The sequence below is a fragment of the Streptomyces glomeratus genome (assembly GCF_021462825.1).
Classification (GTDB): Bacteria; Actinomycetota; Actinomycetes; order Streptomycetales; family Streptomycetaceae; genus Streptomyces; species Streptomyces glomeratus.
This window is the reverse complement of the sequence record NZ_JAKEEB010000001.1, coordinates 153,519-176,096: the sequence shown is the minus strand read 5'-3', so window position 1 is coordinate 176,096 and position 22,578 is coordinate 153,519. Positions and strand designations below refer to the sequence as shown.

Here is a 22,578-nt window from a genome sequence, read left to right as displayed (position 1 = left end):
CAAGGGCTTGACCGCCCGCCTGGCCGGCGGTTCAATCCCCGAAGTCCCCCGCTCCCGCACGGGGGCGCCGCCCGTGTGCGCGTACTGGCGAAGTGCCGTCCAGTACCTGCAGGTTCACAAGGCGGACCCCTGGAGGGGGCACATGAACGGTCTCGACTGGGCCGTCCTGGTCGCGTACTTCGGCGTGATGACGGCGATCGGCGTCTGGTCCCACAAACGGGTCGGCGACGTCGGCGACTTCTTCACCGCGGGCGGCAGGATGCCGTGGTGGCTGTCGGGCATCTCGCACCACATGTCGGGCTACAGCGCGGTGATGTTCACGGGCTACGCCGGCATCGCCTACACCTATGGCATCACCTCCTACGTCACCTGGGCACTGCCCATCGCCATCGGCGTGCTGATCGGCGCGAAACTGTTCGCGCCACGGCTGAACCGGCTGCGCTCCCGGCTGCACGTCGCCTCGCCGCTGGAGTACCTGAAGGACCGCTACGACCTGCCCACCCAGCAGGCCCTGGCCTGGTCCGGCATCCTGCTGAAGATCGTGGACGTGGGTGCCAAGTGGGCCGCGATCGCGACACTGCTGAGCGTCTTCACCGGGGTCACGCTCACCCAGGGCATCGTCATCACCGGTGGCATCACGGCCGTGTACTGCACGATCGGCGGTCTGTGGGCGGACGCGCTGACCGAACTGGGGCAGTTCGTCATCCAGTTGCTGGCGGGCCTGGCGATGCTGGTCATCGTCCTCGACAAGATCTCCGGCCAGGGCGGCCTGTCCAGGGCGCTGGACTCGCCGAAGCTGGACGGTCACGGGCACGGGTTCGCCGGACCGTACCTGACCGTCTTCTTCATCGCGTACCTGTTCATCAAGCTCTTCGAGTACAACGGCGGCATGTGGAACCAGGCCCAGCGCTACATGGCCACGGGCAGCGCCCGGCAGGCGGCGCGCTCCGCCCTGCTGTCGGCGGGCCTGTGGTTCGTCTGGCCGGTCGTCCTCTTCATCCCCATGTGGCTGTCACCGCTCCTCGTCACGGCCGAGAAGCCGGACGGCTCGGACGCCTACGGCCTGATGGCCGAACAGCTGCTGCCGCACGGACTGCTGGGCCTGGTGGTCGTCGGCTTCTTCTCGCACACGATGGCCATGTGCTCCTCCGACGCGAACGCGATCGCGGCCGTGTTCACCCGGGACGTGGCGCCGGTGCTCTCGAAGGCGGCGCGGGCGTGGAACAGCCGGACGGGCCTGATCGCGGGCCGGGTCACCACCGTCGCCTTCCTCGGCCTGTCGATGGCGGTGGCGACCCAGGTCGACTCCCCCGCCTTCAAGGACATCATCACGGTGGTCATCAAATGGGTGGCCGGTCTGATGGGCCCGATCGCGATCCCGTTCATCCTGGGCCTGCTGCGCCCGTTCCGCAGGTCCGGCCCGACGGCGGCGCTCGGCAGCTGGGCCGCCGGCCTGCTGGCGTTCTTCTTCGTCAACTACCACCCGGACTTCTCCCAGCGCACGGACGTGAAGCTGGAGTACCAGGTGGCACTGCCGATGGTGATCTCGCTGGTGCTGTACGTCCTGATCGGCCTGGTGAAGCCGGAGGACACACCGGAGCGGGACGCGATCATCGAGTCGGTGAACACGGACGGCGACGGGGCGACGGCGCCCCTGCCCGCACCGGGTTCCGTCCGGCCCGCCCCGGGTACGACAAGCCCCTCCGGCGCCTGAGGGCAAGGAGCGCCACCAGGGCGGCGGGATGGCGGGTGACGGTAAGGACGGTCCTACGCCCGGGGATAGCGCGCCAGCCACGCCGGCGCGGACCCGGTAGGGCCGTGGAGCGCGGGACCCTGCGTCATCTCCATGGCGAAGTCGTCCGCCAGGACCAGCATCGTGGGACGGCCCTCCAGCTCGGCCAGCCAGGCCGGCGGCAGGGCCGTCTCGCCGTGCAGGGCCCCCAGCAGCCCGCCCGTCAGCGCCCCCGCGGCCCCCGAAGGCCCGCCGTGGTTCACGGCGAGGCACAGCCCGTGCCGTACGTCCTCCCCCACGAGCGCGCAGTACACGGCGACCGCCAGCACCCCCTCCGCCGTACCGGGGCCCGCCAGCTCCTCGATCCGGGCGGGCGTGGGCATCCCCTGCCGTACGGTGCCCAGTGCATGCTGCAGCGCCTCCGCGACCGGCTGGTGCCCCGGCCATGGGCCGAGCAGTGCGAGCGCCCGCTGCACGGCCGCGTCCAGGGTCTCCCCGCGGGCCAGCGCATGCACGATCACGGCGTACGCGCCCGCGGCGAAGTACGCGGTGGGGTGCCCGTGCGTCTGTGCCGCGCACTCGATCGCGAGTTGCAGCACCAGTTGCGGATCCCAGCCGACGAGCAGCCCGAACGGCGCGGAGCGGGTCGCCGCCTCGGGGCCCTGCTCGCCGGGGTTCTTGGGCGCGTCCAGCGTGCCCATGGTCTCGTCGCCGAGTCCGAGCAGACAGGCCCGGGCCGGGGAGCGGGGCGCGTACAGCCACTCCTCGCGGGCCAGCCAGCCGTCCTCCGCGCGGCGCTCGTCGGGCCCCCAGTCCCGTTGGGTGGCCGCCCAGCGCAGATACGCCCGGTGCAGATCGGTCGGCGGATGCCAGGCGCCGGTGTCACGGCGGACCTGGGCGCGGATGAGCCCGTCGACGGAGAACAGGGTGAGCTGGGTGTGCTGGGTGATCGCGCCGCGCCCGGCGGGGCCGGCGGCGAGGTCGGCGAGCCCCTCGGGCCCGTGCGCCTGCCGGATCTGCTCCAGCGAGAGCCCGTCGACCGGGGCACCCAGGGCATCACCGACTGCCGCCCCGAGCAGCGTGCCGCGCACCCGGCCGCGGAAGTCCTGCTGCTCGGTGCGGCCCCAGATGGCACCGGCTGTCGCACCCACCCCAGGCCTCCTCATGGCACCGCCCGCACGTCCGACGCGCAGCACTGTAATCGAACGGAGACGGCCGGTCGGGGCGGCGGAGGGTCATGCACACCACACTTCGGTGCCCGAAAATGATCTAGGAGTCGCCGAAAGCCCTCTCCATAGTTGGACCATGGCCGAAACCAGAACCCCCCACACCTCGCCCGCCCTCCCCGTCGCCGCCACCCTCCTCGTCGGCACCGTCGCCCTGTACATCGCGCTCGTCGCGTTCGGGAACATCACCGACTTCGGGACCAATCAGCAGTTCGTCCGCCATGTCCTCGCGATGGACACCACGTTCAAGGACGACGACCTGATGTGGCGCGCGATCACCTCCCAAACGGTGCAGGACTCCGCCTATGTCGCGATCATCGCCTGGGAGGCACTGGCAGCCCTGGTCCTGATCGCCGCGACCTGGCTGTGGGCCCGGCGCCACCCGCGCGCCCGGCAGCTCTCCACCGTCGGCCTGTCGATGCTCCTGCTGCTGTTCGGCGCGGGCTTCGTCGCGATAGGCGGGGAGTGGTTCGCGATGTGGCAGTCCAAGACATGGAACGGCCTGGACGCGGCCACCCGGGTCATCGTCCTCACCGGAGTGGTCCTGCTGGTGACCCATCTGCGGGGGGCGGCCCCGGAGGACAGCTGATCCCTCCGGGACATCCCGTCGATCCCGCGTGTGCCCGTCCCCTCGGCACGCCGCCGGTGGTCGTCACTCCAGGACCGGCAGCAGCTCCGGCAGATGGCCGTCCGACGCCGCCGCCGCACGCTGTCGCTCCTCCGGCACTTCGCCGTAGAGCGTGGTGCGGGGCTTCGCCGGGCGGCCCGCCGCCTGCGCCACAGCGACCAGCTCCCCCACCGACTTGTACGAGCCGTACGAGGAGCCCGCCATCCGGGAGATGGTCTCCTCCATCAGGGTTCCGCCCAGGTCGTTGGCGCCGGAGCGGAGCATCTCCGCGGCGCCCTCCGTGCCCAGCTTCACCCAGCTTGTCTGGATGTTGGGGATATGGGGGTGGAGCAACAGCCTCGCCATCGCCGTCACCGCCCGGTTGTCCCGCATCGTCGGGCCCGGGCGGGCGATGCCCGCCAGATAGACGGGCGCGTTGGTGTGGATGAAGGGGAGGGTGACGAACTCCGTGAAGCCGCCCGTCCGCTGCTGGACGCGGGAGAGGGTGCGGAGATGGCCGAGCCAGTGGCGGGGCTGGTCGACATGGCCGTACATCATCGTCGAGGAGGAGCGGATGCCCAGTTCGTGGGCCGTCGTGACGACCTCGATCCACGTCGCCGTCGGCAGTTTGCCCTTGGTGAGGACCCAGCGGACCTCGTCGTCCAGGATCTCCGCCGCCGTGCCGGGGATCGTGTCGAGCCCGGCCTCCTTCGCCGCCGTCAGCCATTCGCGGATCGACAGACCGGTGCGGGTGGCGCCGTTCACCACCTCCATCGGGGAGAAGGCGTGCACATGCATGCCGGGGACCCGGGACTTCACCGCCTTGGCGATGTCGAAGTACGCCGTTCCCGGCAGGTCGGGGTGGATGCCGCCCTGCATGCACACCTCCACCGCACCCACGTCCCAGGCCTGTTGAGCCCGGTCCGCGACCTGCTCCAGCGACAGCGTGTAGGCGTCGGCGTCCGTACGGCGCTGGGCGAACGCGCAGAAGCGGCAGCCGGTGTAGCAGACGTTCGTGAAGTTGATGTTCCGGGTGACGATGTAGGTGACGTCGTCGCCCACCGCGGACTTCCGCACCTCGTCCGCGGTGCGGCACAGCGCGTCCAGGGCGGGGCCGTCCGCGTGCAGCAGGGCCAGCGCCTCGGCGTCCGTCAGCCGCGTGGGGTCGTCCGCCGCCGTGCGCAGCGCCGCCCGTACGTCCGCGTCGATGCGCTCCGGTGCCATGCCCGGCGCGGCCGCCTCCCGCAGCACCTCCCAGTCGCCGTACACCTCGTCGAAGTCGTCGCGCCGGTCGCCCGTGCGGCCGTCGGTGTCGATCGTGCGGTGCAGATCGGTGCGCCCGGCGGAGGTGAACACCTCCTCCGGCTCCTGCCACGGGTGCCCCTCGACCACCGCGTCCTCCCGGGCCAGGCCCGTCTCCGGGTCGGCGAGGGCGTCCACGTGCGGGCGCAGCCGCGGATCCAGCCACGGCTCCCCGCGCCGCACGAACTCCGGGTAGACACAGAGGCGTTCACGCAGCGCGAAGCCGGCCGCCGCGGACCGTTCCCTCAGCTGCTCGATCTGCGGCCACGGCCGCTCCGGGTTCACATGGTCGACGGTCAGCGGGGACACCCCGCCCCAGTCGTCGATACCGGCGCCGATGAGCCGCTCGTACTCGCCGTCCACCAGGTTCGGCGGTGCCTGGAGGCAGGCGCTCGGCCCCATGATGTGCCGCGCCACCGCCACCGTCGCGACCAGTTCGTCGAGTTCCGCGTCCGGCATCCCGCGCATCGCCGTGTCCGGCTTGGCGCGGAAGTTCTGGATGATCAGCTCCTGGATGCCGTGATACGTCCGCGCCACCTTCCGCAGCGCGAACAGCGACTCGGCGCGCTCCTCGTACGTCTCGCCGATCCCGATCAGGATCCCGGACGTGAAGGGCACCGAGGAGCGGCCCGCGTCCTGAAGGACCCTCAGACGCACCGCGGGTTCCTTGTCGGGGGAGCCGTAGTGGGGTCCACCCGGCTCGGACCACAGCCGCCGGGCCGTCGTCTCCAGCATCATCCCCATCGACGGCGCCACCGGCTTGAGGCGCTGGAAGTCCGTCCACGACACGACGCCCGGGTTGAGATGGGGCAGCAGGCCCGTCTCCTCCAGGATCCGGATGGAGACGGCCCGGACGTAGGCGATCGTGTCGTCGTAGCCGTGTGCGTCCAGCCACTCGCGCGCCTCCGGCCAGCGGTCCTCCGGCTTGTCACCGAGGGTGATCAGGGCCTCTTTGCAGCCCAGGGCCGCGCCCTTGCGCGCGATGTCCAGGACCTCGTCCGGGGACATGAACATCCCGTGCCCGGCCCGGCGCAGCTTGCCCGGTACGGTGACGAAGGTGCAGTAGTGGCACTTGTCCCGGCACAGGCGGGTCAGCGGGATGAAGACGCTCTTCGAGTACGTGATGACACCGGGCCGGCCCGCCGCCCGAAGGCCCGCGTCCCGGACCCGGGCGGCGGACGCGGCGAGGTCGTCGAGGTCCGCGCCGCGGGCCTGGAGCAGCACCGTGGCCTCGGTGACGTCGAGTGCGACACCCTCACGGGCACGTTTGAGGGCGCGACGCAGGGAGTTCTCGGTGGGGCCGGTTCCGGAGGTCGCGGAAGTCGTCATCCTCCGAGCATACGTTTGCCGTGATCAGCCCAGGAGGCCGATGCAAGCCCTTGGGACGGGCGGCCGTCACGGGGTGTCACCGGCCGGTGCGGGCACCTGATGTTCCGACGACACGCGGCGCGCGATCGGCTTCCCGTGCAGCGCAGTTCACGGCCCGGGACGACAGTGGAACCCGCTACCCCTGCCCACCCCCTGTCATCCGACACGTTGGGAGCAGCAGCATGTGCGAGGACGACCACGGCATCGGCAGACGCGCTCTGTTCGTGACGAGTGCGGCCGCCGCGCTTACGTTGGGAACCGTGAGCTTCTCCCACGGTCCCGCCGCCGAGGCGGCCGACAACCAGGAGACGAGGACCGTGCGCGGCACCCTGCCCGCCGGTTCCCCCGACTTCGTCTACCTCCCCGTCGACGTCCCCCGGGGCGTGCGGGAGATCAAGGTCGCCTACACCTATGACAAGCCGTCCGTTCCGGCCGGCACCCAGGGCAACGCCCTGGACATCGGCCTCTTCGACGAACGCGGCACCGGACTGGGCGGCAAGGGCTTCCGCGGCTGGTCCGGCGGCGCGCGCTCGGAGTTCTTCGTCCGCGCGGACGACGCGACCCCCGGCTATCTCCCGGGCCCCCTCCGCCCCGGCACCTGGCACATCGCGCTCGGCCCCTACACGGTGGCCCCGCAGGGGCTGACCTACGAGATCACCGTCACCCTCACCTACGGAGAGCAGGGCGTCACCCCGGCGCCGGTGTATCCGCCGTCGCGGGCCAAGGGCCGGGGCCGCGCCTGGTACCGGGGCGACTGCCACATGCACTCCTGGTACTCCGACGGCCGCCGCACCCCCGCGGAGATCGCGGCACTGGCCCGGGCCGCGGGCCTGGACTTCATCAACAGCTCCGAGCACAACACGCACTCCTCACATGCGCACTGGGCCGACCAGGCGGGCGACGACCTGCTGATCCTGCTGGGCGAGGAGGTGACGACCCGGAACGGGCACGTGCTCGCCCTGGGCACCGACCCGGGCACCTTCATCGACTGGCGCTACCGGGCGCGGGACAACCGCTGGGCCCGGTTCGCCGGGGAGATCCACCGGGCGGGCGGACTGGTCGTCCCGGCCCATCCGCACGCCACCTGCGTCGGCTGCGGCTGGAAGTTCGGCTTCGCCCAGGCGGACGCGGTGGAGGTGTGGAACGGCCCCTTCACGCCGGACGACGAGGCGACGCTGGCGGAGTGGGACAACACACTGGTCGCGTCGGTCCGGGAGGGGCACGGCCGATGGCTCCCGGCGATCGGCAACAGCGACGCGCACCGGGACCCCGACGCGATCGGCAGCCCGCAGACGGTGGTCCTGGCCGACGACCTGACCAGAGGTGCCATCCAGGAGGGCATCCGCGCGGGCCGCGCGTACGTGGCCGAGTCGAGGAACGTCTCACTGGCCTTCGCCGCGGCGGGCGGCCGCGGCGGGCACGCGGGGATCGGCGAGCGGCTGCGGGTGGACCGCGACACCCCGGTCACGGTGCGGCTGGACGTGCAGGGCGCGCCCCGCTGCACGGTCCGTTTCGTCACCGACCAGGGAGTGCTGTTCACGAGCGATCCGCTGCCGGTGTCCGGTTCGGGCACGGTGGAGTGGCACACCACACCGGCGTACGCGGCCTACGTACGGGCGGAGCTGCGGCACGAGGCGGCGGCGGGTCCGGTGCCGGGGGCCATGGCCGCGTTCACGAATCCCATCTTCCTCGGCGGGGCGTAGGCACAGGGGCGCGCGGCTGAATTCCGCGCGCCCCGACGGGCGGTCTGGAAGACTGCGCGCAGTGCCTCGCCCGTCACGTCGTCAGGGGGAACACGACACCATGCCAGGCTCCGCCGACCTCAAGTACCGCGCGGTCACGGCGCTCCAGCGCCATGTCGTCAATCCGGTGCAGCGCCGCATGCCGCTCCAGACGCTTCTGGAGACCACGGGCCGGGTCTCGGGTCTGCCACGCCGGACCCCGCTGGGCGGGCGACGCATCGGCGACTCCTTCTGGCTGGTGTCCGAGCACGGCGAGAAGTCCCAGTACATTCGCAATATCCGGGTCGACCCCCGGGTGCGGGTCCGCATCCGGGGCCGATGGCACACGGGCACGGCCCATGTGCTGCCCGGCGACGACCCCCACGCCCGTCTCCGGACGCTGCCCCGCCTCAACAGCGCGGCGGTACGAGCCCTCGGCACGGGGCTGCTCACGGTCCGGGTGGACCTGGACTGACCCTGGTACGTGCCGAACCGGGCGGGGACCGCCATACGACCGCGCCCCGGGGCAACCGCCCCCGTGCCAAGGCCCCGCCGGTCGGCCGGCCCCGCTCAACCAGGCCAGACGATCGCCTGAAGCTCGCTGTACGCGTGCAGGGCGTACGAGCCGACGTCGCGGCCGACCCCGCTCTTCTTGAAGCCGCCGAACGGGGCCTCCATGTTGCGGCCCACGGTGTTGACGCCCACCTGTCCCGCCCGTAGCCGGCGGGCGACACGGAACGCGCGGGCCACATCCCGGGACCAGACGTAGTCGATCAGGCCGTAGTCGGTGTCGTTGGCCAGGGCGATGCCCTCCTCCTCGTCCTCGAACGGCACGACCACGACCACCGGGCCGAAGATCTCCTCGCGGACCACCCGCATGTCGGGCGTGCACTCGGCGAGGAGGGTCGGGGCGACGTAGAAGCCCCCCTCCAGCGGCGGGCGCCGGCCCCCGGCCACCAGCCGCGCCCCCTCCTTGCGGCCCAGTTCCACATACGCCTCCACGCGGTCCCGGTGCGCCGCCGAGATCAGCGGCCCCACCACCGTGCCCGGGTCGCGCGGGTCCCCCACCGTCAGCCGCCGTGCCCGGTCGCCCAGTTCGGCCACCACCCGGTCGTACACCCCACGCTGGGCGATCACCCGGGTCGGGGCCGTGCAGATCTGGCCGCTGTGGAAGGAGAACGTGGTGGCGGCGCCGGCGACCGCCGCGGTGATGTCCGCGTCGTCGAAGACGAGCGCCGCACCCTTTCCGCCCAGCTCCATCAGCTGCCGCTTCATGGACCGGCCGCACACCTCGGCGATCCGCTGCCCCACGGCCGTGGACCCGGTGAAACTCACCATGTCCACCTCCGGGCAGTCCACGGCCGCCTCGCCGACCTCCGGGAGTGCACCGCTCACCACGTTCACCACGCCGGGCGGCGCACCCGCCTCCTGAAGGGCCTCGGCCATGCGGTAGACGGACAGCGGGTCCTGCGGAGCCGGCTTGACGACCACCGTGTTGCCCATGGCCAGCGCGGGGGCGACCTTGCCGGCCGCGTTGGCCCACGGGTTGTTGTACGAGGTGATGCAGGTGACCACGCCGACCGGCTGGCGCACCGCGAGCGCCCCCAGGACGACGGCCCCGCCGAACGGCCCCGCCTCGCTGATCTGCGGCGGCAGCGGCTGCTCCACGGGCTCCACGCGCGCGTACCGCTGGAATCGGGCCGCCGCGACCCCGACCTGCATCCCGCGCGCCGTACGGGTGGTGGCGCCGCTCTCCGCCTGCGCCAGGCCCGCGTACGGCACGAGCTTGCGCCGTATCACCTCCGCCGCCCGCGCCAGGATGGCCGCCCGTTCCTCGGGGGCCGTCCGCGACCAGGGTCCGAAGGCGGTGCGGGCTGCGGCGGCCGCCGCGTGCACCTGTTCCCGTGATGCCTCCGGCGCCCATCCGACGGTCTCCTCGGTCGCCGGGTCGACGACTTCGTAGTGCCCCCCGTCGGGCTCGGTCCACGCCCCGCCGATGAACAGCCGCTGCCGCTCGGTCACGTGGTGCTCACCGTCCTGGTGTCCCGTCCGGAGCGCAGCACCCGGCCCGGCACGGCCCCGGTCACCACGTCGTCCCGTATCACCTCGACGCCGTTGACCCAGACCGCGCTCACCCCGATCGCCCTGGAGTCCAGCCGCGGGCTCTCCCCCGGCAGATCGTGCACCAGGCCGGCCCGGCCGGCGTCGACCCGCTCCGGGTCGAAAAGGACCAGATCCGCATGGAAGCCCTCCCTCACCAGGCCGCGCTCCCGCAGCCCGAACAACCGGGCGGGATCGTCGGTCAGCATCTTCACGGCCCGCTCCAGAGGGACCAGCTTCCGGCCGCGCAGACAGTCCCCGAGGAACCGGGTGGTGTACGGGGCCCCGCACATGCGGTCCAGATGGGCGCCCGCGTCGGAGCCGCCGAGCAGGACGTCCTCGTGCCGCCAGGTCTCGGCCCGCAGCGCCCAGGAGGCCGGGTCGTTGTCGGTGGGCATGGGCCACAGGACGGTCCGCAGCTCGTCCGCGGCGCAGATCTCGACCAGGCAGGTGAAGGGGTCCTGGCCGCGCTCGGCGGCGATGTCCCGCACCACCCGGCCGGTCAGGCCCTCGTTGCGCGGGCTGTAGGTGTCCCCGACGACGTACCGCCCGAAATCGGTGAGACGGCGCAGGACGCCCGCCTCCTTGGAAACGGCGCGCCGGAGCATCTCGGCCCGTACCTCCGGGTCACGGAGCTTGGCGATCCGCTCGGGCACCGGCAGGCCGAGGACCGGTCCCCAGCCGGGGATCAGGTTGAGCGCACAGAAAGTGCCGAGCGACATGTTCATCGGGGTGAGGATCGGCATGGTGAGCGCCACCACGCGGCCGCCCGCCTTCCGGGCCCGCTCGCTCGCGAGCAGCTGGCGCGGCACGCGCTCGGGGACGGCGGCGTCGATCGTGAGCACGTTCCAGTTCAGGGGCCGTCCCGCGGTCGCGCTCATCTCCATGAGCAGGTTGATCTCGGCGTCGCTGAACTGGTCCAGGCAGCCCGCCACGATCGCCTCGATCTGGGTGCCCTCGTGCTCGCCCACCGCCCGGGACAGGGCCAGCAGCTCGGCCGGCCGGGCGTGGCGGGAGGCGACCGGCCGGCCGTCGCCGTCGGCGTGTGTGGACGACTGGGTGGTGGACAGGCCCCAGGCCCCCGCGTCCATGGCCTCGTGGAGGAGCCGGAGCATGGCGTCCATCTGCTCGGGGGTGGGCTGCCCGCCGATCGCGTCCGGTCCCATCACATGGCGGCGCAGCGCACAGTGTCCCGCCATGAAGCCCGCGTTGACGGCGATCCGGCCTTCCAGGGCGTCGAGGTACTCCCCGAAGCCGTGCCAGTTCCAGGGCGCCCCCTCCTCCAGGGCGACCAGGGACATGCCCTCCACCTTCGCCATCATCCGGCGGGTGTAGTCGGCGTCCTCGGGGCGGGCGGGGTTGAGCGGGGCGAGCGTGAACCCGCAGTTGCCGGCCGCGACCGTGGTGACCCCGTGGTTCAGGGAGGGCGTCGCGTAGGGGTCCCAGAAGAGCTGGGCGTCGTAGTGGGTGTGCGGGTCGACGAAGCCGGGGGCGAGAACGAGCCCGGTCGCGTCCTCCTGCGTCCGCGCCTGTTCGGTGACGCGGCCGACGGCGGCGACACGGCCGTCCCGTATGCCCACGTCAGCCGTGTACGCGGGCGCGCCGGTCCCGTCCACGACGGTCGCAGCCTTGATGACGTGGTCCAGCATGGCGCTACCTCCTCGAGTCCGGTGCGGCCACGGCGCCCGAAGGGGCGCGGGGCTGTGTCGATGTGCGGCTCCGCCGCGTGGGCGCGACCGGCCGCGTCCGGACCGCAGCCGGCCTGTGGCCCGCGGCCCGGCAGGGATCACGCGGCCTGCCGGAACCGCGTGGTCCTGTGCACCGGGTCGGTGTCGATCTTCGGGATCACGTGCTCGCCGATCAGCCTGATCGTCCGGAGCGTCTCCTCCTTGGGGATCCCGACCGGCAGCCCGAAGCTGAGCTGGTCGGCCCCGGCCTGCTCCCACCGCTTGCACTGGGTGAGGACCTCGTCCGGGTCGCCGCAGATCAGCAGCTCTTCCTCGATGAGCAGTTCGATGAACTCCTCGGTGTATTCGGGCAGCGTCTCCGGCCAGACGGGGAAGCCCTCCGGGCGCGGGAAGGTGTCGTGGTAGCGGAAGACGAGGGAGGGCAGGTAGTGCAGTCCGCCCGACGCCGCGACCCGGATCGCCTCCTCGTGCGTGGGCGCACACACGGCGGTGGTCGTCACCATCACGTTGTCGTTGACGAAGTCCCCCACGGGCTCGGCGTCCACGATCGCCGTCTTGTACTGCTCCAGGACCCACTCCATGTCGGAGACCTTCTGCACGCTGAACCCGAGCACCCCGAGGCCCTTCCGCGCGGCCATGGCGTACGAGGGCGGGGACCCGGCCGCGTACCACATCGCGGGGTGCGACTTGCCGTACGGCTTGGGGAGCACCTTGCGCGGCGGCAGGGACCAGTGCTTGCCCCTGAAGCCCTGGTACTCGTCCTGGAGCCACATTCTGGGGAACTCGGCGATGGTCTCCTCCCAGATCTCCTTGGTGTGGTTCATGTCGGTGATGCCGGGGAGGAAGCCGAGGATCTCGTGCGAGCCCGCCCCTCGGCCGCTGCCGAACTCGAAGCGGCCCTCGGTGAGGTGGTCGAGCATGGCGACCTTCTCGGCGACCTTCACCGGGTGGTTCACCGGGGCGAGGGGATTGAAGATGCCGGAGCCGAGATGGATGCGCTCGGTGGCGTGGGCGAGATAGCCGAGGAAGACGTCGTTGGCGGACAGGTGCGAGTACTCCTCGAGGAAGTGGTGCTCGGAGGCCCAGGCGTACTTGAAGCCGGACCTGTCCGCCTGGATGACGTACTCGGTCTCCTCCAGCAGCGCCTTGTGCTCCGCGAGCGGGTCGGTCTCGGCCCGCTTGCCCACGTACCCCTGTACAAAGAGCCCGAATTCCACGGAGTTCACCGTCCCCACGGTTGTCTGTCCGACCTGCCTGACGCACGTGCCCGTATATCTGACATATCGTCAGCTCTATTGCCGCCGACTCTGACACCGCCCGATGGCACCGTCAATAGCTGACGGTCAGTCAGATCACGGCCACCCCGGCCAGCCATCCCCCGTCGATCACGAACGGCTGCCCGGTGACATAGGAGGAGTCCTCGGAGGTCAGGAAGAGGGCCAGACGCGCAACCTCTTCCGGCCTGCCGATCCGGCCGAGCGGCACCAGCCTGCGGTACAGCTCGTCCAGGGCCCTGGACGTCTGCTCGGCGTCCGCCTCCGGGTCCAGCAGCGAGGGGTTGGACATCGCGGTGTCGATGGCGCCGGGACACAGGGCGTTGACGCGTATCCCCCGTGGCGCCAGCTCGATCGCGGCGACCCGGGTGAGGCCCAGGACGGCGTGCTTGGTCGCCGTGTACGTCCCCACGGCCGCCATGCCCGTCATCGCCGTGTAAGAGGCGGTGTTGACGATGGTGCCGCCCCCGGCGGCCGCGATCTCGGGCGCGACCGTCCTGATACCGAGGAAACAGCCCACCTGGTTGACCTGGACGACCTGCATGAACTCGTCGAGGGGCGTGTCGAGCAGGGAGTTGAACCGGAGGATCCCGGCGTTGTTGACCAGCCCGTCGATCCGCCCGTACGCCTCCTTCGCCCGGGCCACGGCGGCGGCCCAGTCCGCCTCCCGGCCCACGTCCAGATGGACATAACGCTGCCCGAGCTCCTTGGCCAGGGCCTCCCCCTGGTCGTCGAGCACGTCCGCGAGCAGGACCCGGGCTCCCTCCGCGGTGAACAGCCGCGCCTCCTGCTCGCCCTGCCCTCGCGCCGCACCCGTGACGATGACGACGCGCCCGTCCAGCTTGCCCATGACCCTCCTCAGTGCAGACGGGGCGCGACCTCGGCCCCGAACGCCGCGATCTGATCGGTGAGTTCCGCGCGGCACCGGCTGCGGAACCGCACCTGGATCTGGTGCACGCCCATCGCGCGGTAGGCGCGCAGGGAGTCGGCGACCGTCTCCGGTGCGCCGCTGACCGTGCGCCGCCCGACATCCCAGTCCGGCTCGCCGACGTACAGCGGCTCGGTGAGGGCGCCTACGGTGAAGGGCTCCTCGAGACCCGCCTCGGCCCGCAGCCGCGTCAGACGGGCGATCTGGGCGGGCATCCGCTCACGCGGGTCGCCCTGCGGCAGCCAGCCGTCCCCCTTGAGCGCGGCACGGCGTACGGCGGCGGGCGAGGAGCCGCCCACCCAGACGGGAATCCGGGCCTGGGCGGGCCGGGGGCGCTGCCCGAGCCCCTCGAAGTCGTACGCCTTCCCGTGGTGGACGGGAAACTCCTCGGGCCCCAGCGCCGCCCTGAGGGCGTCGATCGTCTCGTCGAGCAGGGCACCGCGCCGCCGGAAATCCACGCCCAGCGCCGCGAACTCCTCCGGTACGTGCCCCGCCCCCACCCCGAGGACGAGCCGCCCGCCGCACAGCCGGTCGAGGGTCGCGTACTGCTTGGCGGTGACGAGGGGGTGCCGCAGCGCGACGATCGCGACATGGCTGAGCAGCCGTACCCGCACGGTGACGGCCGCCAGATAGGAGAGCGTGGCGACGGGGTCGTACCAGACCGTCCCCATGGCCGGGGCCAGCCGGCCCGGAATGGCGACGTGGTCGCAGCTCGCGAGGTAGTCGAACCCGGCCCGGTCGGCGGCCCGGGCGATCTCCGCCAGGTCCTCGGGGCCCGCGCTCGCCTCCCAGGGCTCGGCGAAGAGCCTGCTCAAGGACTGGACGGGCAGCTGCATCCCGTACCGCAGGGGCCCGCTCACCGCCCGCCGCCCGGCCCCGCCCACAGACCGTCGTCCGTCAGCCCCAGCAGCTCGATGGCGTTGCGCCGCACGATCCGGTCGACGGTGTCCGCGTCCAGGTGCCCCATCTGGGCCTCCCCGACCTCACGCGACTTCGGCCATGTGGAGTCGGAGTGCGGATAGTCGGTCTCGTACAGCACGTTTCCGGCCCCGATCGCGTCCAGGTTCCGCAGGCCGAAGGCGTCGTCGAAGAAGCAGCCGTAGACATGGTCGGCGAAGAGCTCCGACGGCGGGCGGTGCACCTTGTCCGCGACACCGCCCCAGGCACGGTTCTCCTCCCACACCACGTCGGCCCGCTCGAGGATGTAGGGGATCCACCCGATCTGCCCCTCCGCGTACATCACCCTCAGCCGGGGGAACCGCTCGAACTTGCCGCTCATCAGCCAGTCGACCATCGAGAAGCAGCAGTTGGCGAAGGTGATCGTGGATCCCACGGCCGGCGGGGCGTCCGCGGACGTGGACGGCATCCGGCTGCTGGAGCCGATGTGCATGGCGACGACGGTCCCGGTCTCGTCGCAGGCGGCGAGGAAGGGGTCCCAGTCGTCGGTGTGCACGGAGGGCAGCCCGAGGCGCGGCGGGATCTCCGAGAAGGCGACGGCACGCACGCCGCGTTCGGCGTTGCGGCGCACCTCTGCCGCGGCGAGCTCCGCGTCCCAGAGGGGGATGAGGGCCAGGGGTATGAGCCGGCCGCGTGCCTCGGGCCCGCACCACTCCTCCACCATCCAGTCGTTGTACGCACGCACGCACAGCAGCGCGAGCTCGCGGTCCCGGGCCTCGGTGAAGGTCTGGCCGCAGAAGCGCGGGAACGTCGGGAAGCAGAGGGCGGATCGGACATGGTTGACGTCCATGTCGGCGAGGCGCCGGGGCACGTCGTAGGAGCCCGGCCGCATCTGCTCGTAGGTGATCACCTCGAGCCTGATCTCGTCCCTGTCGTACCCGACGGCCGTGTCGAGGCGGGTGAGGGGACGGTGCAGGTCCTCGTAAACCCACCAGTCGCCGAGCGGGCCCTCGTCGCCGGGCTCGCCCATCACGGGGGCGAACTTCCCGCCGAGGAAGGTCATTTCCTTCAGCGGCGCACGGACGATGCGCGGGCCGATGTCCCGGTACTTCCCGGGCAGCCGGTCCTGCCAGACGCGCGGGGGCTCGACCGTGTGGTCGTCGACGGAGATGATCTGCGGGAACGTGCCGTTGCTCGGTGAGGTCTCCATGCCGGTCACGGTAGCGCCGATCTGACGAACCGTCAGCTATGTGGTGGCCTCCCCGTATGTATCCCGACCGACCGGTATGGGAAGACTCTGTGTGGGCCGTGTGACGCGCCGCACCACGGCCTGTGATCGCCGTCTCCCAGAGCTGACGCATCCGCCATGAACAAGGCAAACTGGCCTCTCGGTTGTGGACGTTCGGCAGGGTGCCAGGGGGCAGCGATGGACGGTGTACCGCGAGTGCCGGAGCAGCGGAGTGCCGGGGAGTCGGCGGCTCTGCGCTTCGGCGTGCTCGGACCGGTGCGCGCCTGGCGCGGGGAGGAGCCGCTGGCCACGGGCTCACCACAGCAGCGCGCGCTGCTGGCCGCGCTGCTGCTGCGCGAGGGACGTACGGCGACGGCGTCCGAACTGATCGACGCGCTCTGGGGCGACGACCCGCCGCCGCGGGCCCTGGCAGCGGTACGGACGTACGCCTCCCGGCTGCGCAAGGTCCTCTCCCCCGGCGTCCTCGTCAGCGAGTCCGGCGGCTACGCGCTGCGCCTGCCCGACGCCCGCTCGCTGGACCTCGCCGCCGCCCAGGAACTGACCGCGGAAGCGGAGAAGGCCAAGAGCTCCGGGGAGCTGTGCCATGCCCGGCGCCTGCTGAACGAGGCCCTGGCCCTGTGGGACGGTGAGCCGCTGGCGAACATACCGGGCCCCTACGCCGAGACCCAGCGCACCCGCCTGGAGGAATGGCGCCTCCAGCTCCTGGAGACCCGCCTCGACATGGACCTGGAGCAGGGCTGCCACGCCGAGGCGGTCTCGGAACTGACCGCCCTGACGGCGGCACACCCGCTGCGCGAGCGCCTGCGCGAACTGCTGATGCTGGCGCTGTACCGCTCCGGCCGTCAGGCGGAGGCGCTCGCGGTGTACGCGGACACCCGCCGCCTTCTGGCCGACGAACTCGGGGTCGATCCACGCCCCGGCCTGAAGGACCTCCAGCAACGGATCCTCCAGGCGGACCCCGGCCTCGCCGAACCGTCGGCGCCGGCGCCGGAGCCCGCCGCCGCTCCGGTACGGCCGGCGCAGCTCCCCGCCACCGTCCCCGACTTCACCGGCCGGACGGCCTTCGTGCAGGAGCTGGGCAATGTGCTGGCGTCGGCGGAGGGCCGGGTGATGGCGGTGTCGGCGCTGGCCGGGATCGGCGGCGTCGGCAAGACGACACTGGCGGTCCACGTCGCCCACCAGGCCCGGGGCTCCTTCCCCGACGGCCAGCTGTATGTGGACCTCCAGGGCGCGGGCCCCAGGGCCGCGGAACCGGAGACGGTCCTCGGCTCCTTCCTGCGCGCCCTCGGCACGGCCGACTCGGCGATCCCGGACTCGCTGGAGGAACGGGCCGCCCTCTACCGCTCGGTCCTGGACGGCCGGCGGGTCCTGGTCCTGCTGGACAACGCGAAGGACGCGGCCCAGGTACGGCCGCTCCTCCCGGGCACCGAGGGCTGCGCGGCGCTGGTGACCTCGCGCGTGCGGATGGTGGACCTGGCGGGCGCGCACCTGGTGGACCTGGACGTGATGTCACCGGACGAGGCACTGTCGCTGTTCACGAAGATCGTGGGTGAGGAGCGGGTGGCCTCCGAGCGGGAGGCCGCGCTGGACGTGGTGGCGGCGTGCGGATTCCTGCCGCTGGCGATCCGGATCGCGGCGTCGCGGCTGGCGGCACGCAGGACATGGACGGTGTCGGTGCTCGCGGCGAAGCTGGCGGACGAGCGACGGCGGCTGGACGAGCTTCAGGCCGGGGACCTGGCGGTGAAGGCGACCTTCGAACTGGGCTACGGCCAGCTGGAGCCGGCCCAGGCCCGGGCCTTCCGTCTGCTGGGGCTGGCGGACGGCCCGGACATGTCCCTGGCGGCCGCCGCCGCGGTCCTCGACCTCCCGGTCGACGAGACGGAGGACCTGCTGGAGTCCCTGGTCGACACGTCCCTGCTGGAGTCGGCGGCCCCGGGTCGCTACCGCTACCACGACCTGGTCCGCCTCTACGCGCGTGCGTGCGCGGAACGGGACGAGCATCCGCCGAGCGAGCGGGACGCGGCGATGTCGCGGCTGCTGGACTTCTACCTGGCGACGGCGGCGGGGGTGTACGCGATCGAACGGCCGGGGGACCGGCTGGTGGACCATCTTCAGCCGACCGAATACCCGGGGCTGACGTTCGAGGACCGGCATCAGGCGCAGGACTGGCTGTATGCGGAGGCGGCCTGCCTGCTTGCCTGCATGCGCCAATTCGGGACGTCCGCAACGTTGCTCCGTTCCATCGATCTCCTGTGGGCGGCGGTCGATCTCTCGGAGTCCGGTGCCAACGCCAGGGAATACGAAGCCGTGGCCATAACCCTGCGCAACGCCGCGCGGTCCAGCCGGGACCGGCGGACGGAGGGCCGCGCCTCCGGCGTCCTCGCCGTCGCCCACCACCTTTCCGGGCGCTTCGCGGAAGCGGACGATGCGGCACGCGAGGCCCTGCAACTCGCCGAATCGCAGACCGACCCCCTGGCGCGCTGCTGGGCGGCCAACGTCCGCGGCGCCATGGCCTTCTACCAAAGCCGGTATGCGGACGCCGAACGGCACCTGGACCACGCCCTGGCGGACTTCCGGGACTGCGAGGACCTGGCCGGGGAAGCGAGTGTGCTGTGCAACCTCTCGCGTATCCACCTTGCCACGGGGCGGCCGCGGAGCGCAGTGGTGCTCGCCCAGCAAGGCGTCGAAACCTATGAGGCGTTGGGGCACGCCCTGAAGGGCGCGAACGGCCGCTACGCACTGGGCATGGCCCTCACCCAGAACGGGTTGTACGCGGAGGCCGACGAGCAGTTGCACGCGGCTCTGAAGGTCTTTCGCGACAGCCGCCAGCGCCTCTGGGAGGGGATGACCCTGCTCAGGCTCGCCGAGGTGGATCTGGCGGCTCGACGTCCCGCGCAGGCGTCGACCAACGCCGAAGCCGCCTTGACCGTGCTGCGCGGCATCGGCGGGGAGTGGCGGCGCGGCAACGTCCTCACCGTGCTGGGACGGGCTCTCAGCGGGATCGGGCAGTCGGGAAGGGCCCAAGTGTGCTGGCAGGAAGCCCTCGCCACCTATGAGGCACTGGGATCTCCCGAGGCCGAGACCGTCCGGGCGTTGCTGACACCGGCCGCTGCCGCATAGATCCGCTACGGCGTTCATCGTTCGTTTATCGCCGCACGGCACTCTCTTCCTGTCGATCCGTTGCGTCGGGGGGCGGACGGACCGCCGATGAGGTCGTCCAGCCCACGGTCTAGGGTGAGGCGACCCGGTAGCTCGCCCGGCCGTCCATTCGGGGGAACGGCCGGGCGGGCCCCAGTTTTCAGTTGAGTTCCAAGGGGAGGAAGCACCATGAGCGACACCACGAAGGACGAGCCGGTCGTCGACCCGGACAACGTCCACATCACCGGTGGCAAGGACGAGGGCACGGTCAACCCGGACAACGTCCACATCACCGAGGCCGAGGACAACGGCATCTTCAAGCCGGACAACGTCCACATCACGTCCGAGCCCAGCTAGACCTTCCTCCCACACGGGGATCGGCCGCGGCGGCGCGGAGGGGGAGCCGCCGCGGCCGAAGTGTGACTGCTGCTCCGCTCACCTCGCGAGCCCTGGACACGGGCCGGCCCCGCCCAACGGTCCGGCCTCGACTCCCCCGCCTCAGCGCCCCCGTCCCCGCAGTTCTCCCTTCAGTACCTTGCCGCTCGCGTTTCTCGGGAGTTCCGTGACGAACTCCACCTCCCTCGGGACCTTGTAGTTCGCCATCTCCCTGCGGGACCAGGCGATCAGGTCGTCACCGGTCAGCACGGCCCCCGGCCGCCGTACCACGTAGGCTTTGCCGACCTCGCCCAGCCGGGTGTCCGGTACGCCGATCACCGCCACGTCCGCCACATCCGGGTGCAGTGCGAGGAGTTGCTCTATCTCCGCCGGGTAGGCGTTGAAGCCGCCGACGACGAACATGTCCTTGATGCGGTCCGTGATGCGAAGGTTGCCCGCCCCGTCCAGTACGCCCACGTCGCCCGTGCGGAGCCAGCCGTCCGGGCCCAGGACGTCCGACGTGGCCGCAGCGTCCTCGAAGTAGCCCTGCATGACGTTGAAGCCTCGGACCAGGATCTCCCCGGGAACGCCCGGGGGCAGGGCCTCCCCCTTCGGGTCCACCACTCTGACCTCCGTGCCGGAGATCGCCCTTCCCGACGTGGATGCGATCAGTGACGGGTCGTCGCCGCGACGGCACATCGTCACGAAACCGCTCGCCTCCGCCAGGCCGTAGGCCGTCAGGACCGTCGCGACGCCGAGTTCCCCGCGCAGGCGTTCCACCAGGCGCAGCGGTACCACCGCCGCTCCCGTCACCACCAGGCGCAGCGCGGAGAGGTCGTGGGCGTCCCGGGAGGGGTGGTCGAGGAGGGACTGGTGGAGGGTGGGCGGGCCGGGGAGGACGGAGATCCGCTCCGCGGCGATGTTCGCCAGTGCCGTGTCCACGTTGAACACCGGCTGCGGGATCATCGTCGCGCCCCGCATCAGACAGGCCAGCACGCCGGCCTTGTAGCCGAACGTGTGGAAGAAGGGGTTCACGATCAGATAGCGGTCGCCCTGTCGCAGGCCCGCCAGGTCGCTCCAGATCCCGTATGCGCGCAGTGTCTGGGCGTGGGTGATCAACGCGCCTTTGGGGCGGCCCGTGGTGCCCGAGGTGAAGATGATGTCCGACGGCGCCTCACCGGTCACGGCCGAGGCGCGTCGCCGCACCTCCGGCTCCCCGACGCCCTCCCCGCTCGCCAGGAAGTCCTTCCAGGTGCGGAAGTCGGACGGTGCGTCGTCCGCCAGGACCACCACCTGCTCCAGGTGCGGGAGGCGAGGGAGAGGGCCCCCGCCGGGACCCTGTCCTGCCGCTCTGCGCAGGGAGGCCACGTACGACGTGCCGAGGAACGTGCCCGTGACGAACAGCAGCCTCGCCCGGCTCCGCTCCAGGACGTACGCGGCCTCGCCGCCCTTGAAGCGCGTGTTGAGGGGGACCAGGACCGCGCCCGCCGAGACCGCGCCCAGCGCCGAGACGATCCAGTCCAGGGTGTTGGGGGCCCAGATCGCCACGCGGTCGCCGACGCCGACGCCGTTCGCCATGCAGGCCGCCGCCGCGCGGTCCACGCGGGCGCCCAGTTCGGCGTATGAGATCCGGGTGCGGCCCTCGACCACCGCCTCCACGTCGCCGTAGCGACGGGCGGCGCTCCGGACGAGCCCCGGAATGCCGCCCCACTCCACGTCACCGCGCACGGCGACCTCCCCACGGTACACATAGCTGACTGACCGTCAGATTAGCTGTAACCTGACGGTCTGTCAGCAAATCGTCGGGGGGAGAGGTGCACCCATGGCAGGGCTCAAGGACGCCACCGCCATCGCCGGCATCGGCCAGACCGCCTTCGCCAAGCGGCTCCCGGAGTCCGAGAAGGCCCTGGCCTGTCGCGCCATCCTCGCCGCCCTCGACGACGCCGGCGTCGCGCCCGGCGAGGTCGACGCGCTCGCCTCGTACACCATGGAGGAGACCGACGAGGTGGAGGTGGCGAAGGCCCTCGGGCTCGGGGACCTGACCTTCTTCAGCAAGGTCGGGTACGGAGGCGGCGGCTCGTGCGCCACCGTCGCGCACCTCGCCGCCGCCGTCGCGACCGGGCAGGCGACCGTCGGCGTCGCCTGGCGGTCCCGCAAGCGCGGCAGCGGGCCCCGGCCGTGGCGGAACACCGCCGTCCAACTGCCCACACCGGCCCAGTGGACGCGCCCCTTCGGACTGCTCAGGCCGGTCGACGAGATCGGCATGCTGGCCCGCCGGTACATGCACGAGTACGGGGCGACCAGGGACCACTTCTTCAACGTGGCCCTCGCCTGCCGGAACCGGGCCAACCAGAATCCCGCCGCCATCATGTACGAGCGGCCGCTGACGCGGGAGATGTACATGACCTCCCGGTGGATCAGTGAGCCGCTCTGCCTCTTCGACAACTGCCTCGAGACCGACGGCGCACTGGCCTGCGTGATCGTCTCCGCCGAGCGCGCCCGCGACTGCCCGCACCGGCCCGTGTACGTCCACGCGGCCGCCCAGGGGCTGCCCGCCCAGCACCACGGCATGGTCAACTACTGGAACGACGACCCGCTCACCGGCCCGGCCTGGACGGCGGCCCGGCATCTGTGGAAGCACGCCGACTTCACCCCGGACGACGTGGACGTCGCGCAGATCTACGACGCGTTCACCCCCCTCATACCGCTCTCCCTCGAGGGCTACGGCTTCTGCGGCAGAGGTGAGGGCGCCGCGTTCACCGAGGGGGGCGCCCTGGAGATCGGCGGGCGGCTGCCCGTCAACACCGCGGGCGGCGGGCTGTCCGAGGCCTACGTCCACGGATTCAACCTGATCACCGAGGGCGTGAAGCAGCTGCGCGGAACCGGCACCGCTCAGGTTCCGGGCGCCGCCACCTGTCTGGTCACCGCCGGTGAGGGCGTACCGACCTCCGCCTTGCTGCTGAGGAGCTGATC

General features: G+C 71.7%; 16 protein-coding genes. 7 read left to right on the top strand and 9 right to left on the bottom strand.

Going from position 1 to position 22,578, the window contains the following annotated elements; all coding sequences use genetic code 11:
- Positions 1–142: 142 nt before the first annotated feature.
- Positions 143–1,714: a sodium:solute symporter family protein gene (locus LZ604_RS00790; RefSeq protein WP_234511344.1), complete on the top strand. Its 1,572-nt coding sequence runs from the start codon at positions 143–145 to the stop codon at positions 1,712–1,714.
- Between the two features lie 53 nt (positions 1,715–1,767).
- Here the strand turns inward: LZ604_RS00790 and LZ604_RS00785 are convergent, their stop codons facing one another.
- Positions 1,768–2,883, bottom strand: a complete 1,116-nt coding sequence (locus LZ604_RS00785) for an ADP-ribosylglycohydrolase family protein (protein WP_234511342.1) — start codon at positions 2,881–2,883, stop codon at positions 1,768–1,770.
- 154 nt (positions 2,884–3,037) lie between these two features.
- Here LZ604_RS00785 and LZ604_RS00780 point away from each other — a divergent pair, with 154 nt between their 5' ends.
- Positions 3,038–3,547: a DUF2165 domain-containing protein gene (locus LZ604_RS00780; protein WP_234511340.1), complete on the top strand. Its 510-nt coding sequence runs from the start codon at positions 3,038–3,040 to the stop codon at positions 3,545–3,547.
- 63 nt (positions 3,548–3,610) lie between these two features.
- On the opposite strand, the gene LZ604_RS00775 is transcribed toward LZ604_RS00780, so the two are convergent.
- Positions 3,611–6,196, bottom strand: coding sequence for a bifunctional FO biosynthesis protein CofGH (locus LZ604_RS00775; protein ID WP_234511338.1), 2,586 nt, complete (start codon positions 6,194–6,196; stop codon positions 3,611–3,613).
- A gap of 221 nt (positions 6,197–6,417) precedes the next feature.
- Between LZ604_RS00775 and LZ604_RS00770 the strand changes: the two genes are divergently transcribed.
- Positions 6,418–7,938: a CehA/McbA family metallohydrolase gene (locus LZ604_RS00770; RefSeq protein ID WP_234511335.1), complete on the top strand. Its 1,521-nt coding sequence runs from the start codon at positions 6,418–6,420 to the stop codon at positions 7,936–7,938.
- 100 nt (positions 7,939–8,038) lie between these two features.
- Entirely contained in the window at positions 8,039–8,431 is a 393-nt protein-coding gene (locus LZ604_RS00765; protein WP_234511333.1) for a nitroreductase/quinone reductase family protein, read from the top strand.
- 95 nt (positions 8,432–8,526) lie between these two features.
- On the opposite strand, the gene LZ604_RS00760 is transcribed toward LZ604_RS00765, so the two are convergent.
- From LZ604_RS00760 to LZ604_RS00735, 6 genes are all read right to left on the bottom strand, one after another.
- A complete protein-coding gene (locus tag LZ604_RS00760) occupies positions 8,527–9,978 on the bottom strand; it encodes an aldehyde dehydrogenase family protein (RefSeq protein WP_234511331.1) in 1,452 nt (483 codons plus the stop codon).
- Positions 9,975–11,705, bottom strand: a complete 1,731-nt coding sequence (locus LZ604_RS00755) for an N-acyl-D-amino-acid deacylase family protein (protein ID WP_234511328.1) — start codon at positions 11,703–11,705, stop codon at positions 9,975–9,977. The genes LZ604_RS00760 and LZ604_RS00755 overlap by 4 nt, the downstream gene beginning before the upstream one ends.
- A gap of 137 nt (positions 11,706–11,842) precedes the next feature.
- Complete coding sequence (locus LZ604_RS00750; RefSeq protein ID WP_234511891.1) at positions 11,843–12,961, bottom strand: LLM class flavin-dependent oxidoreductase; 1,119 nt, start codon at positions 12,959–12,961, stop codon at positions 11,843–11,845.
- A 130-nt stretch (positions 12,962–13,091) separates the two neighbouring features.
- Positions 13,092–13,868: an SDR family NAD(P)-dependent oxidoreductase gene (locus LZ604_RS00745; protein ID WP_234511324.1), complete on the bottom strand. Its 777-nt coding sequence runs from the start codon at positions 13,866–13,868 to the stop codon at positions 13,092–13,094.
- 8 nt (positions 13,869–13,876) lie between these two features.
- Positions 13,877–14,782, bottom strand: a complete 906-nt coding sequence (locus LZ604_RS00740; protein WP_234511889.1) for an LLM class F420-dependent oxidoreductase — start codon at positions 14,780–14,782, stop codon at positions 13,877–13,879.
- A 20-nt stretch (positions 14,783–14,802) separates the two neighbouring features.
- Positions 14,803–16,053 carry an amidohydrolase family protein gene (locus LZ604_RS00735; protein ID WP_234511322.1) on the bottom strand — a complete coding sequence of 417 codons (1,251 nt, stop codon included), beginning with the start codon at positions 16,051–16,053 and terminating at the stop codon, positions 14,803–14,805.
- Positions 16,054–16,269: 216 nt separating this feature from the next.
- Here LZ604_RS00735 and afsR point away from each other — a divergent pair, with 216 nt between their 5' ends.
- Together afsR and LZ604_RS00725 are read left to right on the top strand one after the other, a co-directional pair.
- On the top strand, positions 16,270–19,212 hold the full coding sequence (gene afsR / locus LZ604_RS00730; RefSeq protein WP_234511320.1) for an SARP-family global regulator AfsR: 2,943 nt from the start codon (positions 16,270–16,272) through the stop codon (positions 19,210–19,212).
- 207 nt (positions 19,213–19,419) lie between these two features.
- The gene (locus tag LZ604_RS00725; RefSeq protein ID WP_234511318.1) at positions 19,420–19,587 is read left to right on the top strand and encodes a hypothetical protein; all 168 of its coding nucleotides are present in this window, start codon (positions 19,420–19,422) and stop codon (positions 19,585–19,587) included.
- A 141-nt stretch (positions 19,588–19,728) separates the two neighbouring features.
- On the opposite strand, the gene LZ604_RS00720 is transcribed toward LZ604_RS00725, so the two are convergent.
- Positions 19,729–21,333, bottom strand: a complete 1,605-nt coding sequence (locus LZ604_RS00720) for a FadD3 family acyl-CoA ligase (protein ID WP_234511316.1) — start codon at positions 21,331–21,333, stop codon at positions 19,729–19,731.
- 94 nt (positions 21,334–21,427) lie between these two features.
- Between LZ604_RS00720 and LZ604_RS00715 the strand changes: the two genes are divergently transcribed.
- Positions 21,428–22,576, top strand: a complete 1,149-nt coding sequence (locus LZ604_RS00715; RefSeq protein WP_234511314.1) for a lipid-transfer protein — start codon at positions 21,428–21,430, stop codon at positions 22,574–22,576.
- Positions 22,577–22,578 lie beyond the last annotated feature (2 nt).